Annotated in this window: 12 protein-coding genes; 8 read left to right on the top strand and 4 right to left on the bottom strand. The window is 67.5% G+C overall.

Features of this window, described 5'->3' with window-relative positions; genetic code table 11:
• Positions 1–18 precede the first annotated feature (18 nt).
• Positions 19–1179, top strand: a complete 1161-nt coding sequence (locus NM962_14765) for an acyl-CoA dehydrogenase family protein (protein ID UVO11244.1) — start codon at positions 19–21, stop codon at positions 1177–1179.
• Here the strand turns inward: NM962_14765 and NM962_14760 are convergent.
• Positions 1163–2377, bottom strand: a complete 1215-nt coding sequence (locus tag NM962_14760; protein ID UVO14747.1) for a cytochrome P450 — start codon at positions 2375–2377, stop codon at positions 1163–1165. The genes NM962_14765 and NM962_14760 overlap by 17 nt on opposite strands.
• A 186-nt stretch (positions 2378–2563) precedes the next feature.
• On the opposite strand from NM962_14760, the gene NM962_14755 reads away from it, so the two are divergent.
• The 4 genes from NM962_14755 (at position 2564) to NM962_14740 (ending at position 6571) form a co-directional block, all read left to right on the top strand.
• Positions 2564–3136: a TetR/AcrR family transcriptional regulator gene (locus tag NM962_14755; protein UVO11243.1), complete on the top strand. Its 573-nt coding sequence runs from the start codon at positions 2564–2566 to the stop codon at positions 3134–3136.
• Between the two features lie 22 nt (positions 3137–3158).
• On the top strand, positions 3159–4895 hold the full coding sequence (locus NM962_14750; GenBank protein ID UVO11242.1) for a DUF3556 domain-containing protein: 1737 nt from the start codon (positions 3159–3161) through the stop codon (positions 4893–4895).
• Positions 4896–5022: 127 nt separating this feature from the next.
• Positions 5023–5739 (top strand): GntR family transcriptional regulator, encoded by a 717-nt coding sequence (locus NM962_14745; protein UVO11241.1) that lies wholly within the window; start codon positions 5023–5025, stop codon positions 5737–5739.
• Positions 5740–5743: 4 nt separating this feature from the next.
• Positions 5744–6571 (top strand): sterol desaturase family protein, encoded by an 828-nt coding sequence (locus tag NM962_14740; protein UVO11240.1) that lies wholly within the window; start codon positions 5744–5746, stop codon positions 6569–6571.
• Between the two features lie 106 nt (positions 6572–6677).
• Here the strand turns inward: NM962_14740 and NM962_14735 are convergent, their stop codons facing one another.
• A complete protein-coding gene (locus NM962_14735; GenBank protein UVO11239.1) occupies positions 6678–7556 on the bottom strand; it encodes a crotonase/enoyl-CoA hydratase family protein in 879 nt (292 codons plus the stop codon).
• A 65-nt stretch (positions 7557–7621) separates the two neighbouring features.
• Here NM962_14735 and NM962_14730 point away from each other — a divergent pair, with 65 nt between their 5' ends.
• Genes NM962_14730 through NM962_14720 form a run of 3 tightly spaced genes read left to right on the top strand, consistent with a single transcriptional unit; the run spans position 7622 to position 9281 of the window.
• Complete coding sequence (locus tag NM962_14730) at positions 7622–8428, top strand: MerR family transcriptional regulator (protein UVO11238.1); 807 nt, start codon at positions 7622–7624, stop codon at positions 8426–8428.
• 21 nt (positions 8429–8449) lie between these two features.
• Positions 8450–8800 (top strand): VOC family protein, encoded by a 351-nt coding sequence (locus tag NM962_14725; GenBank protein UVO11237.1) that lies wholly within the window; start codon positions 8450–8452, stop codon positions 8798–8800.
• Position 8801: 1 nt separating this feature from the next.
• Positions 8802–9281: a hypothetical protein gene (locus tag NM962_14720; protein UVO11236.1), complete on the top strand. Its 480-nt coding sequence runs from the start codon at positions 8802–8804 to the stop codon at positions 9279–9281.
• An 8-nt stretch (positions 9282–9289) separates the two neighbouring features.
• Here NM962_14720 and NM962_14715 read toward each other — a convergent pair whose 3' ends face one another.
• Together NM962_14715 and NM962_14710 are read right to left on the bottom strand one after the other, a co-directional pair.
• Entirely contained in the window at positions 9290–13312 is a 4023-nt protein-coding gene (locus NM962_14715; GenBank protein UVO11235.1) for a cation-translocating P-type ATPase, read from the bottom strand.
• 289 nt (positions 13313–13601) lie between these two features.
• Positions 13602–14492, bottom strand: coding sequence for a mycobacterial-type methylenetetrahydrofolate reductase (locus tag NM962_14710; protein ID UVO11234.1), 891 nt, complete (start codon positions 14490–14492; stop codon positions 13602–13604).
• Positions 14493–14551: the final 59 nt, after the last annotated feature.

The raw sequence follows: 14551 nt of genomic DNA, 5'->3' as shown, positions 1-14551 counted from the left end.
AACGGCTACCATCCGGGGATGTCGCAACTGTTCCCCGATTACCGCCCGTTCTGGGAGACCGACCAGCACCGCGAACTGCGCAAGCACGCCGCGGAGTTCCTGCGCAAGGAGGCCACCCCGCATCAGGAGCGCTGGGTCGCCCAACACGGCGTAGACCGCGAATTCTGGAACAAGGCCGGCGACGCCGGGCTGCTGGGACTGGATCTGCCCGAGGAGTTCGGCGGAGCCGGCGGCGACTACGCCATGCACTCGGTGGTCCAGGAAGAATTGGTCTACGCCCACGACCAATGCTTCGGCTTCTCGGTGCATTCACCGATCGTGGCGCATTACCTGTATGCCTACGGCAACGACGAGCAACGCAAACGCTGGCTGCCCAAGGTCATCAGCGGCGAGGCGGTGCTGGCCATCGCGATGACGGAGCCGGGGACCGGCTCGGATCTACAGTCGGTGCGCACCAGCGCGGTGCGCGACGGCGACCACTACGTCATCAACGGCTCGAAGACGTTCATCTCCAACGGGACCCACTGCGATCTGCTGGTGATCGTCGCCAAGACCGACCCGTCCCAGGGGGCGGCCGGGGTGTCGCTGATCGTCGCCGAGACCAACGGACTGGCTGGCTTCGAACGTGGGCGGGTGTTGCAGAAGATCGGCCAGCACGGCCAGGACACCCGGGAGCTGTTCTTCACCGACATGCGGGTGCCGGTGGCCAACCTGCTCGGGGAGCAGGAGGGGCTGGGGTTCTATCAGCTGATGGACCAGTTGGCCCGGGAGCGGCTGATCATCGGGACGCTGTGCGCGGCGCTGGCCGAGGCGGCGGTGCTGGAGGCCATCCGCTACTCCAAGGAGCGTGAGGCATTCGGCCGGCCGATCGGCAACTTTCAGCACACCAAATTCGTGCTGGCCGAATGCAAGACGGACACGCTCGCGATCAAGACCCTGGTCGACTACGCGATCAGCCAGTACGTCGGCGGCAAGAACGATCCGATGACCGCGTCGATGGCCAAACTGTTCGCCGCGGAGAAATCCGATCAGGTGGTCGACAAGTGCCTGCAGATCTTCGGCGGCTACGGCTACATGGCCGAATACCCGATCGCCAACATGTACACCGGTTCGCGGGTGAACCGGATCTACGGCGGCACCAGCGAGATCATGAAGGAGATCATCAGCCGATCGCTGTGAGCTCCAGGTGCTTGAGCCGCCGCACCAGCAGGCTGGGCAGCCAACGGCCGGCCTCGCCGACGCCTAGGTGTGCGGTGCGTGCCAGCAGTTCGCCGATCACGATCCTGGCCTCCAGGCGCGCCAGGGCGGCGCCGACGCAGAAATGCGCGCCCTTGCCGAAGGCCAGGTGACTTTGCGGTGGACGGTCCAAGCGGAATTCGCTCGGCTCGGCGTAGCGTGACGGGTCCCGGTTGGCTGCGCCCCACAGCAGCAGCAGGCGTGATCCGGCCGGCAGGTCCACCCCGCCGAGGCTGGTGTCGCGCCGGACGTGCCGGTAGTGACCGCGAAACGGCGACTCGCACCGCAACACCTCTTCGAGGAACGGGCCGATCAGTTCCGGTGACTCGCGAACCCGACGCTGAATCTCCGGGCGCGTCGCCAAAGCCCAGGCGGCCGAACCGATCAGCGATGCCGTCGATTCGCCGCCGGCGCTGAACAGGGTGATCATCATGACCTGGGCGGTGACGGTGTCGAGGGCCCCGGAGGCGCAGGCGACGGCCAGGTCGCCGAGCAGATTGTCACGGGGATCGAGCGCGGCCCGCCCGAAGTGATCGCTGATGTAGCCGGCGAGCTCCACGACGGCGACACCCGCGGCGGCCAGATCGTCGGAGTCGACCAGCCCCTCCAACAGTTGGGTGCCCGTATAGCTCCAGGCCACCAGCTGATCGACGTCCTCGTCGGGAACACCGATCAGCCGCGTCACGATCATCATCGGAAGCCGATTGGCGACGGCGCTCATCCACTCGATGCGTCCACCGCGGACCCCGTCGTGCCACAGCCGATCCATCGTCTCGGCGATGAACGGCTCGACGGCGCGGATGCGCTTGGCCGCCAGCTGTGGCACCAGCATCTTGCGGTGCGCGGCGTGCGCCGGGTCGTCGGCGGTGGCCAGCACCTGGGTGGGCCCACCGAGGCCGTCCATCTCAAAGGTGCCCACCGTGCCATCCGGCTGGTACAGCATGGTCCCGGTCAGGTTCGAGGAGAAGTCTTCCGCCCGCGCGACGGCTTCGGTGACCGCGTCCCAGCCGCAGACCGCGTAGAAGCCGGAGTCGCCGATCGGGTGCACTGGTCCCGCGGCGAGCATCCGTTCGTACAGCGGATAGGGGTCCTGAATGCACGCGTCGTCGAACAGGCGCAGGCCGATCTGGTCTGTCCCCATGGTCATGGCTCCAGGTTGCTCAGGGCGCGCTAGCTGCGTCAATGCGCTGAAGAAAGTTGAAAACCGCCGCCCGAGCCGGCCGTCGGCGGTTGTCTCAGGGCGCGCGGTAGACCTGCGAAGTCGGTGAGAATTCAGTCTATTTCTGTCTCAGGCTGAGATGCTGTTTCCAGGCGGAAGGAGGCCACGTTGGCAGGCCATGACTGGCTGGTGGGTGGTGACCGTCGTAGTGCGGGCGCCGAACGCATCTACGCCGCAGCGACCGACCTGGTGATTCGCGACGGGCTGGATGCCTTGGACATCGACGTCTTGGCCGCCCGGGTGCATTGCTCGCGGGCCACCATCTATCGGCATGCCGGGGGCAAGACCGAGATCCGCGATGCCGTCCTGGCCCGCGCGGCCGCGCGCATCGTCGATACCGTGCGCCAAGCGGTCGCTGGGCGCAGCGGAGCCCAACGGGTGGTCACCGCGATCGCGTCCGCGCTGCAGCGGATCCGCTCGGATCCGCTGGGCCAACTGATGGTCGGCTCGGTGCGCGGCACCCAGGAGATGAACCGGTTGGCCGCATCACCGATGCTTGCCGGCTTCGCCCGCGATCTCAGTGGCCTGAGCGAGGACGATCGGCAGGCCGCGCAGTGGGTCGTGCGGGTGGTGCTGTCGCTGTTGTGCTGGCCGGTCGGCGATGCCGAGACCGAACAGCAGATTCTGGAGCGCTTCGTCGCACCGGCCTTCGCGGGGGACGGTTTCGCCGCGCAGACCTAGAACACGTTCTAGTCTGGCCGTCATGGGATTTCTCAAACCTGAACTGCCCGTTGTCGACTTCGCCGAATGGAGCAAGGGCACGCGCAGCGAGAAGATCCGGCCGATGGCCCGGCACTGGGCCGAGGTGGGTTTCGGCACGCCCGTGGTGTTGCACCTGTTCTACGTGCTCAAGATCGGCCTCTACATCCTGGGCGCCCGGCTGTTTGCGTTGAGCACCGCCGGTATCGACGGCTTCACGCAAGTGCGGCAATGGTGGAGTGAACCGATCGTCTTCGAGAAGGTCGTGCTCTACACGATGCTCTTTGAGGTGATCGGACTGGGCTGCGGCTTCGGCCCGCTCAACAACCGCTTCTTCCCGCCGATGGGCTCGATCCTGTACTGGTTGCGGCCCGGCACCATTCGGCTGCCACCGTGGCCGCGGCGCATTCCGCTGACCGCCGGAACCGGCCGCACCCCACTGGATGCCAGCCTGTACGCGGCATTGCTGGTGATGCTGCTGGTGGCCCTGGTCTCCGACGGGACGGGTCCCATCGCCGCGCTGCACACCGAAGTCGGGGTGTTGCCGCACTGGCAGATCCTGACGATTCTGGGAATCCTGGCGGCGATCGGCCTGCGGGACAAGGTGATCTTCCTGGCCGCGCGCGGTGAGGTGTACGCGCCGTTGGCGGCGGCGTTCCTGTTCACCGGTGTCGACATGATCATCGCGGCCAAAGCGATCTTCATGGTGATCTGGATGGGCGCGGCGACGTCAAAGCTCAACCGGCATTTCCCGTTCGTGATCTCGACGATGATGAGCAACAACCCGCTGATTCGGCCGAAGGCACTCAAACGCGCCTTCTTCAAGAACTTCCCGGAAGACCTGCGCCCCGGTGGGCCGTCGAAGGCACTGGCGCATCTGAGCACGGCGATCGAGATGCTGGTTCCGCTACCGCTGTTCTTCTGCCACGGCGGCCTGCCCACCGCGATCGCGGCCTTCGTCATGGTCTGTTTCCACCTCGGCATCCTGGCGGCGATCCCGATGGGGGTGCCGCTGGAGTGGAACGTCTTCATGATCTTCGGGGTGCTGTCGTTGTTCGTCGCGCACGCCGATCTCGGGCTCTCCGACGTCAACAACCCGCTGGCGGTGGGACTGCTGTTCGCCGTCAGCGCGGGCACGGTGGTGCTGGGCAACCTGTTCCCGCACAAGGTGTCGTTCCTGCCCGGGATGCGCTACTACGCCGGCAACTGGGACACCACGCTGTGGTGTGTGAAGCCGTCGGCCGACGAGAAGATCGCACGCGGAATCGTGGCGATCGCCAGCATGCCGGCCGCGCAGCTGGAACGGTTCTACGGCAGCGCGGAGGCCGCGCAGATCCCGATCTACATGGGCTATGCGTTCCGCGGCTTCAACACCCACGGCCGGGCGCTGTTCAGTCTGGCGCATCGGGCGATGGCCGACGGCGACGAGAGCGACTACTCGCTGACCGATGGCGAGCGGATCTGTTCGACGGCGGTCGGCTGGAACTTCGGTGATGGCCACATGACCAACGAGCAGCTGATCGAGGCGTTGCAGCAGCGCTGCGGATTCGAGCCGGGGGAGGTGCGCGTGGTGATTCTCGATGCGCAGCCGATCCATCGGCAGACCCAGGCCTACCGGCTGGTGGACGCCGCCACCGGTGAGTTCGAACGCGGCTACGTCAAGGTCGCCGACATGGTGGAGCGTCAGCCCTGGCAGGACGACCTGCCGATCTACGTGGATTCCGCTCCCCGTCGAGCGTGAAGTTGGCTTCACGCTCGCTCCTCGAACGTGCGCCCAACTTCACGCTCGGACCGAAGAAACATTGTGTGATCCAGATAACTGGTCCAACCAGTTGACCAGTAGGGTTTGGTGTCTGACCATGTAGACCATGGACCTGGCGCCCATCTCCCGCACCGCGCTCTCCGACACGATCTTCGTGCGGCTTGTCGAAGAGATCCTGACCGGACGCCTGCACGCCGGCGAACCGCTTCCGTCGGAACGCGAACTGGCGCTGACCCTGCAGGTCAACCGGCATGCCGTCCGCGAAGCGCTCAAGCGACTGCAGCAGGCGGGACTGGTCCGGATTAGCCACGGCGGGAAGACCCGGGTGCTGGACTGGCGCCAAAGCGCCGGCCTGGACGCCTTGACCGGACTGGCCATCGCCGGGGCGATTCCGGCCCGTCAGATCATCGGCGACGTGGCGGTGATGCGCCGCTCGATCGCCGCGGACGCGGCACGCCTGTGCGCGCGGAACGCTTCAGCGCAGCAGCGGTCCGCGATCACCGCGGCTGCCGCGGAATACCCGACGTCCGGGGATCTCACGGCGGTCAGCGACGCCGACCTGGCGTTCTGGATCGCCGTCATCGACGGCTCGGGCAATATTGCCTACCGGCTGGCTCTCAACACCTTGGTCGCCGCCTACGACGAGATGGGCCGCGAGGCCATCTACGCGCTGGGAGCCGCCGAATTTGCCGACCGCAGCGCACACATAGATCTGGCCGCGGCGATCGCCGCCGCCGACGAGGACACCGCCTACCGCCGCGCCGACGAGTTGCTGATCCGGTTCGTCACGGCCTGCCAGGCCGGCGCCGAGGAAGAGGACTAGCCGCATGTTCGACCTAATCGCACACGCCATCCCGGTCTTCGTGCTCTGCCTGCTGCTGGAAGCCGTGTCGTTCGCCGTGCGGCCCGACGACGACGAGCGCGGCTACGAACTGCGCGATACCGGCACCAGTCTCACGATGGGCATCGGCAATGTGATCATCAACATCGGCTGGAAGCTGGTGGTACTGGCGGTCTTCAGCGGGGTCTACCTGCTGGCGCCGGTCCACCTGCCGGCCGCCAACCCGCTGACCTGGATCGCGCTGTTCGTCGCCGACGACATCGCCTACTACTGGTATCACCGCACGCACCACACCATCCGGGTGTTCTGGGCCAGCCACGTGGTGCACCACTCCAGCCAGCACTACAACCTGTCCACGGCCCTGCGCCAGACCTGGACGCCGTTCACCGCGGTGCCGTTCTGGATCCTGTTGGCGTTCGCCGGTTTCGCCCCGTGGATGATCCTGCTGCAGCAGTCGGTCAGCCTGCTCTACCAGTTCTTCATCCACACCGAACGGGTCGGCAAGCTCTGGCGGCCCATCGAATTCATCTTCAACACCCCGTCACACCATCGGGTGCACCACGGGGCGAACGCCCAATATCTCGACAAGAACTACGGGGGAATCCTCATCGTCTGGGATCGGCTGTTCGGCACCTTCCAACCCGAGGCAGAGCGCGTCGTCTACGGCTTGACCAAGAACATCAACACGTTCAACCCGGTGCGGGTAGCCACCCATGAGTACGTCGCGATCTGGCGCGATATCCGCGCGGCGCGCAGTTGGCGTGCGGTGTGGGGCCACCTCTTTCGCGGCCCGGGCTGGCAGCCGGCCGGCTAGGAGTTAGGCTGCTCACCCCCGCCGAGAGTGAAGTTAGGTTCACGCTCGCTGGTCGACCGTGAAGTTGGCTTCACGCTGGGCGGGAGATGGGTGGCGGCTGAGCGGGCTATACGGGCTTGACCCACTCGTCGTAGAACGGCGGCATCTGCGAGGCCTGGGAGGTGAACTGGGCGTCGCGCTTCTCCAGGAACGCGCGCACGCCGTCGGCGCCGTCGCCGATGCTGGTGTAGAACATCGCCAGCGAGTCCACCCGGTGCGCCTGCACCGGGTCGGGCTGCGCGGAGTTGCGGTAGAGCATCTGGCGGATCAACGCGAACGAGACCGGCGAGCGGCCCTTGGTCCAGGCATCCGCCAGCGCCCGCGCCTCGGCCAGCAGGGGCTCGGGTTCATGGATGGACTGGGCGATCCCGCAGGCGCGCGCGCTCTCGGCGTCGAGGATGTCGGCGCGGTAGAGCAGATCCAAAGCCGTTGGCACTCCGACAATGCGGGGCAGAAACCACGTCGAGCATGCCTCCGGGGTGATCCCCAGCTTCCCGAACACCAGACCGAAGCGCGCCTTGGTCGAGAACAGCCGGGCGTCCATCGCCAGCATCATGGTGGCACCGATCCCGACCGCCGCGCCGTTGACCGCGGCGATCACCGGCTTGCGGCAGCCATAGATCGCCAGCGTCACCCGCCCGCCGGTGTCGCGCACCCGGGCCAGCTCCGGGTCGTCGAGGTCGGCCATGTCGGCCAGTGACGGCGACTTGGACTCGTCGAGCCCGAACACGTTGCCCGAGCTGGACAGGTCCATGCCCGCACAGAACGCACGCCCGGAGCCGGTGACGATCACCGCACGGACGGCGTCGTCGTCGTTGACCTCGACGAAGGTGCGCTCCAGCTCCTCGGCCATTTCGACGGTGAACGCGTTGAGGTTGTCCGGTCGGTCCAGGTACACGGTGAGAATGCCGTCTTCGACTTCGTGACGCAGCGTGTTGAACTCCATCTCCCCGAGGCTAGTTGCACCGATCTGTTGACTCTGCCCCCGGGGGAGATTCGACACTGGAGCGCATGCCGACACTGTTGCCCATCGGGGACTTCTCCCGGATGACTTATCTGACCGTTAAGGCGTTGCGGCTCTATCACGAGCGGGGCCTGCTGACGCCCGTGCAGGTGGACCCGTCGTCGGGGTACCGCTATTACAGTCCGGACCAGCTGCCGATCGCCCAAGTCATCCGCCGGCTGCGCGATCTGGGCATGCCCTTGGACGAGTTGACCGAAGTGGTCCGCGCCGAGCAGGTCACCGATCGCAACCGGGCCATCGTGGCGCACCTGCAACGGCTCCAAGACCGCCTGGCGCAAACCCAAGCCAGCGTGGAGTCGCTGCGGGCGCTGCTCGAAGACTCCGGCGACGCCTGTGATGTCACCTATCGGTCGGTGCCGGCGACGCCGGCGGCCGCCGGCGTCGACCAGGTGGCGATGGCAGACATCGATGACTGGTGGGAGCATGCGTTCACTGAACTCGACGCTGCGGTGGCCGATGACGCTCCCGGAGTTCGCGGCGCGCTGTACTCGGCGGAGTTCTTCGAAGCCGGCGGGGGAGAGGTGATCGCGTTTCGACCGGTGGGCGCCGCGACCGCACGGGGCAGGGTGCGCACGCTGGACATTCCCGCGGCGGAACTGGCGGTGGCCGTGCACCGCGGAGCGTTCGGCGAGCTGGACCGCACCTACGCCGCGCTGGGCACCCACGTTGCCGAACGCGAACTGGGCGTCGACGGACCGATCCGCGAGCACTACCTGGTGTCCGGCTACGACACCGACGACGAGACAGCGCATCGCACCGAGGTGTGCTGGCCGATCTTTCGCACCAAATCCTGACCCACGACAAGGAGTTCACCCATGGAGATCACGCTGCACACCGTCACCTTCGACTGCGCCGACGCCGACAAGCTGGCGCGATTCTGGTCGCAGCTACTGGCCCGACCGCTCGACGAGGGAGCCAGCGCTGAAATCGCCTCAATCGGCATCTCAGCGCAGACGCCGCCATGCCTGGTGTTCGTGCAGGTGCCAGAAGCCAAGCAGGTCAAGAACCGGGTGCACCTCGACCTCCTCGCGGCGGATCTGGCCGCCGCGGTCGAGCGTGCCCTGGAGCTGGGTGCCGCCCGGTTGGCCGACCATGCCGAGGGCGGCTACCGGTGGACCACACTGGCCGACCCCGAGGGCAACGAGTTCGACCTCGTGGCGGCCTGACATGTCGTTGCTGACAAACGCATTGGTCGCCACCGGACCAACTGCCGAACATCGCGACGCGATGGCCCTCTACGGGTGGTTGGTCGGTGGCCGCTGGGATCTTGACATCACCTGGTTCGGCGACGAGGGCACTCGCCAAGTCGCGGGCTGGATGGTTGCGGACTGGGTGCTCGACGGGCGGGCCATCCAGGACGTCTGGCACGCCGAAGGCCTCTTTCACGGGTCGACCCTGCGCACCTTTGACCCGGCCGTCGACGCCTGGCACATCCAGTGGACCGAACCGCAACTGGGACTCCGCCTGCACCAACTGGGCAGGGCCGACGCGGGCGGGATCGTGCAGAACGGCACGCTGCCGGACGGTTCTACCATTCGATGGAGCTTCCGCGACATCGGCCCGGACTCGTTTCGCTGGCGCGACGAACGCAGCGACGACGGGCGCACCTGGGTGCTCAAGCAGGAGTATCTCGCCCGCCGCCGCTGAATCCGGTGTCAGGCGGTGACAACGTCTTTCGCCTCGGCACGCGAAAGGAAACGGGGCGCGATGCCCGCCGCGGTGGTCGCGACCGCCGCCGATCCCAGCGCCTGGGCCCAGCCGATCGGACCCAGCGGCGTGCATCCCATGAACTGGCTGATCCCCGGGATGCTGATCAGCAGCGCCATCGCCGCGAAAGACCCACCCGCGGTAGCCAGCAGCAGTGGGGAACGCGACTCCAGCAGGGTCTGGCCCAGCTGGGTGGTCACCAGCGCGACCAGCGCCACCGTGGAGGCGCGTCGGGGAAAGCCGGTGGCTCGTGCCATGAACCAGGCCGCCAGGGTGGCACTGGCCGTGGTCGTGCCACGCAGCGCCACCGCCCGCAGCAATGCCTTCTCGTCGGGCCCGCGCCCCCCGAAGGGCATCGGGCGACGCGGTTGGCTGATCGCCAGCGCGGTGGCCGGGAACGCATCGGTCACGATGTTGACCAGCAGCAGCTGGCGGGTGTTCAACGGTGCCTGACCGGTCAGCGCGCTGCCGATGATCGCGAACACCGCGCCGCTGGCGTTGCCGCCCAACAGCACCGCCACCGCCGCCTGCACCCGCTGCCACAGTTGGCTGCCCTCATTGAGCGCATCCAGCAGGGTCTCGATGCGGCCGTCGAGCAGCACCACGTCGGCGGCGGTGTGGGCGGCGTCGCTGCCCTGGGCGACGATCCCGATCCCGACAGTGGCGGCCCGGATGGCGGCGGCGTCGTTGGCGCCGTCGCCGACCATCGCCGACACCTTGCCGCTGCGTTCCAGCGCCTGCACCACCTGCACCTTGTTCGCCGGTGACATCCGGGCGAACACCACTCGCTCGGCCACCGCGCGCTCCTGCTCCTTGCCCGACAGCGTCTCCCACTCCGAGCCGGTGATGACCTGGTCGGCGGAGAGCTGCAAGCCCATCTTGCGGGCGATCGCGCGACCGGTGGTCGGGTGATCACCGGTAATCATTCGAATGGGCACCTGCCGACGGTGCAGCTCGGCCAGCATGCCGGCCGACCCGGCGCGCGGAGTGTCGGAGATGCCGACGAATCCGACCAGGGTCAGCCCGCCGGCGCACTGCTCGGCCATGGCTGCCAACTGGGCTTCGGGATCGTCGGGATCAGCCGAAAGCAATTGCAGTTGAGCGGGACTGAGCTCACGGCGTGCTACCGCAAGCACCCGCAGACCCTCGTCGGCCAGCTGCTCCACCACGTCGTCGATGTCGGCCGCGACATCGTCGCAGGCCGCCAGCACCACCTCGGGTGCACCCTTGATCGTCAACTCGGTGCCGAACACCGATGCCGCGAACGGCCGCCCGGAGCGGAACGGCAGATGGGCGTCGGCTGCCCCCGATGCGATGGCACCGGGCACCGACGCGGCTGCCGCAACGATCGCGGCGTCGGTGGCGTCGACATGACTTTGCCCCTTCGCCGACGGCGTCGCACGTACCGCGCACCGCAGCACCTCGTCGCGGGAATGATCGGATGCCGTGCGCACCTCGGTGACCCGCAACCGGTTCTCGCTGAGCGTGCCGGTCTTGTCGAAGCACACCACGTCGACGCGGCCCAGGGCCTCCACCGAGCGTGGCACCCGCACCAGCACACCGGATTTGGTGAGTCGCTGCGCCGAGGCGTGCTGAGCCAGCGTCGCCACCACCGGCATTCCCTCGGGGACGGCGGCGACGGCCACCGAAACACCTTGGGCCACCGCTTGCTGCAGCCGGGTACCGCGCAGCACCCCCAGCGCGCTGACCAATCCGCCGGTCACCAGGCTCAGCGGCCAGGTCCGGTTGGTGATCTGGCCGAGCTGGTGGCCCAGCCCGATGTCGCCGTGTCGACTGGTGACCAGGTCGGCGGCGCGCCGCACCTCGGTGTCGGGTCCCACCGCGGTCACCAACGCCAAGCCCGTCCCGGCGGCCACGGTGGTGCCGGCGAAGAGCATGCAGCGACGTTCGGCCAGTTCTGCGCCCGGGGTGGCGTCGAGCTGCTTGGTGACCGGCAGCGACTCACCGGTCAGCGAAGCCTCGTCGACCTCCAGCTTCTCCTGCTCGATGACGCGGGCGTCGGCCGGCACCACGTCGTCGGGGCCCACCTCGATCAGATCCCCGCGCTGCAACTGCTCGGGGAGCACCTGCACCCGCTCCCGCGTGCCGTCGGGCCGGATCGTCACCTTCCAGGCGGGCGGGATCTGGTCGGCGAGCAGCCGATTCAGCCGCAGCTCGGCGCTGAGCCGTTGGCCGGCAGCCAGCACAGCATTGCTGGCCAGCACCGTGCCGACCAGCAGCGCGTCGATGGGGGAGCCTAGTATCGCGGTGGCCGTGGCACCCAGTCCTAGCACCGGGGTCAACGGGTCGGACAGTTCGTCGCGCACCGCATCGAGGAATTGCCAGATCACCGGGCGGTCGGTGTCCGCGGCCGCGCTCGGTGCGGAGGTGGGCTCGGCCGACGTCAGTGCGTCGCGCACCTGCTCCACCGACATGGCATGCCATTCGTCGACCGGAACCGGCCGGGGCACTGGGGCGTTGACCACCTTGCGCGCCGACCAGTAGCCGGACGCTACACCCGCCGCCGCGCCCAACACCACCGCTTCGGGCCCGCGGCCCCGGACGGTCGGAATCAGCAGCAGGGAACCCATCGCCGAAGCGCCGACGGACAATTCGACGCCGCGGCGACTGGCCGCCTTCGCCGCGGGCAGGGCGTGCAGAATCCGCCACACCCCGGCCAGGTCATCGACGATCAGGTCCGCGTCCAGCGGTTGCGGGTGGCTGTCGTCGGGCAGGATGCCCACCCCGAGATCGGCCGCCGACAGTGCCTGGGCAGCCGCGCAGGAGACCACCGCGACGGTGTGGCCTTCCTGTTGGTAGTCGTGCACCGCGTCGAGCAGTGCGTCGTCGATCGAATCGCCCGGCATCGGTGCGATTTCGTCGAACGCGGGCCGTAGCTCGCCGAGACCGACGGGGTCGTCGACGGTGATGGTCTGTACGTCGCCTCGCTGGGTCTCGGCGAGCGTCGCGGCCGCCAGCGGATGCGGTGCCGGGGCGAAGAGCGCCTCGGTGACGGCGCGCCCCTTGCCGCGGCGTGTGCCGGGCACCGGGTGCCAACCGGGCTGCAGGTCGCCGGCCGCCAGCATCGCCTGGGCGCGCTCCCAGGTGGTCAGATCCTTCTCGTCGCCACCCCGAAGCCGCACCAAACGCAACGACTCGCTGCGCAGCACCCGCGGATCGAGAATCACCACATCGACCCGATCCAACCGGCGCAGGCCGTCCGGGTCGATCTGCAGCGCCTCATCGTTGTTCGCCAGTCCGCGACCCAGTGTCGCTGCGAACGATTCCTGCGTGGAGCGGGCGGCCTTCGGCACGGCGACCAACGCGGCATTGCCGGCCAGGTTCGGGTCGCGGCTGGCCGCACCGACCGCCGCCGCGCCGATCGCCTGAACCCAGGTGCCGCGCTGCAGGTGTTGTTCGATTGGGCCGACCGGGGCAGGTACCGGGCGTGCGGCTGACTGCGTCTGGGATCCGGTGGTGGAGCGGGCCAGTTCGCGCCGGGACCATGCCCGGGCGTCGGCGCGCGATTCGGCGGCCTTGAAGGTGTTGATCGCCAGGTCGATCGCCAGAATCGACGGGGCCACCGCGAGCGCGTTGGCGGCGGTGGAGGCCAGCCCCATGGCAGTGTCGGTGGCGCGCTTGCCGATTCGTTCCTCGAGGAGTCTACGCAGCCGCGGCTGGTGGTCCAGGGCGACCACGGCGCCTTGCACACTGGCCGGCAACCGCGGAAACCGCAGCACGCGCCCAGCCAGCGCGATACCCAAACCGACGGCGGTGATACCTGCCATGGCCGCGGTGGAGACCGCTATCAGCCCGTCGCCGGGCGCCGGGGTCGCGCGGGGAGCTCGACCATCGACGGCATCGGCGAGCTCGTCGTCGCTCAGGAGGCTCTCGACGGCCGAGATGGTATGGAGAGGCTCGTCGGTTGCCGGTTCGGCATCGTCGATGAGGGCAGGTATCGAGGGGGGCATCGGTCTCCTTCGCTCGGCGACCGAATCTGCAAAGAAAGCCTGCGGAGCCTTCGGTCGACATGGTCAATCGTCCGAAGGTCTCGCTCACGGAAAGTCCTGGGTCCGCTGAATGACCGGGCGGGCTTGCCCGCCGTATTGACGACCATTCACATCCGCCACCTGGCGGGTAGGAACTACTCCCCTTCGCGATCGAAGGTAGGGCAGGTAAGCAGCGTCCAGCTGAACGCCGACGAGACCCGACTTGAAATGCCGGTGAATGCTTTGCGTCGCAGACGGTTTCGAGCCGGTTTCAGGCGCGCGGCGACCAATAGGCCAGCATCTCGGCGAAGGTATCGAAGGCCGGTTTGGAAACACCGTAGGGAGCTTCGAAATGCAGGCTCAACGGATAGCCCAACTCGGCCACCCCGTCGATCACCCGCTTGTACAGATCGAGTAACTGGCGGCGTTTGACGTCGGGTTCGCCGGCGGCCAGAGTCCGGACGAAGGCCTGTTCGGCGGCGACGGCCTCGTTCCCCGGGTCCTGGATCAGCCAATCGACCAGTCCGACCTTGCTCTCCATCTTCGGCACGAAGCCGAACGACAACAGGACCTCGGGCCGGTGATCACTGACGTCCTTGAAGTCGCGAAGGAAACCGACAATCGCATCGGAGTAGAGCAGCTGCGTCATCCCGAAGGTGGCGCCCCGGTCGCATTTGAAGGCGAAGCGTTCCTGCTCTGAGTCTCGTGTCGGGATGAGGATGACACCCCGGTTGTCGACCAGATCGTCGAATTTCGATAGGGCATCGGTGGGTGCGACGCCGCTGCCCTCACCGTCGTTCAGCGTGCGCGGGACGCCGACGAAGATGATTCCGTCGAACCCGGCCTGGCGCAGACCGGACAGTCGCGTTCGTAACGCCTGTTCGTCGAGGAATGCGGTCACCTGCGTGCACAGTCCGCGTACGCCGGGCAGCTCGGGACCGATGATCGACCAGAAATCGGCGACGTCGAGTTTGGGTTTCATCTCGACCGGCCGGTCGTCGTCCTCGGGGATCAATCCGGGGATCATGACGTGGCCTATCCGGCCCGCGATACCCGCCTGCTCGGACAGCCGCAGGACTTTGTAGGCCTCTTCGCGGGCCTGCTCGGCTCCGCGATCGGTGTTGGTCGGCACTAATTCCAGTGCAATGGTGTTCAGCGGCACCAGGGAACTCCGTATCTCATTCGAACGGACAATGTTGCGCCCCAGAGACAGCTCTGGGG

Source organism: Mycobacterium sp. SVM_VP21 (assembly GCA_024758765.1).
GTDB classification, from domain to species: Bacteria; Actinomycetota; Actinomycetes; order Mycobacteriales; family Mycobacteriaceae; genus Mycobacterium; species Mycobacterium heraklionense_C.
The sequence above is the reverse complement of the archived record's forward strand: the minus strand, read 5'-3'. Positions and strand labels throughout refer to the sequence as shown.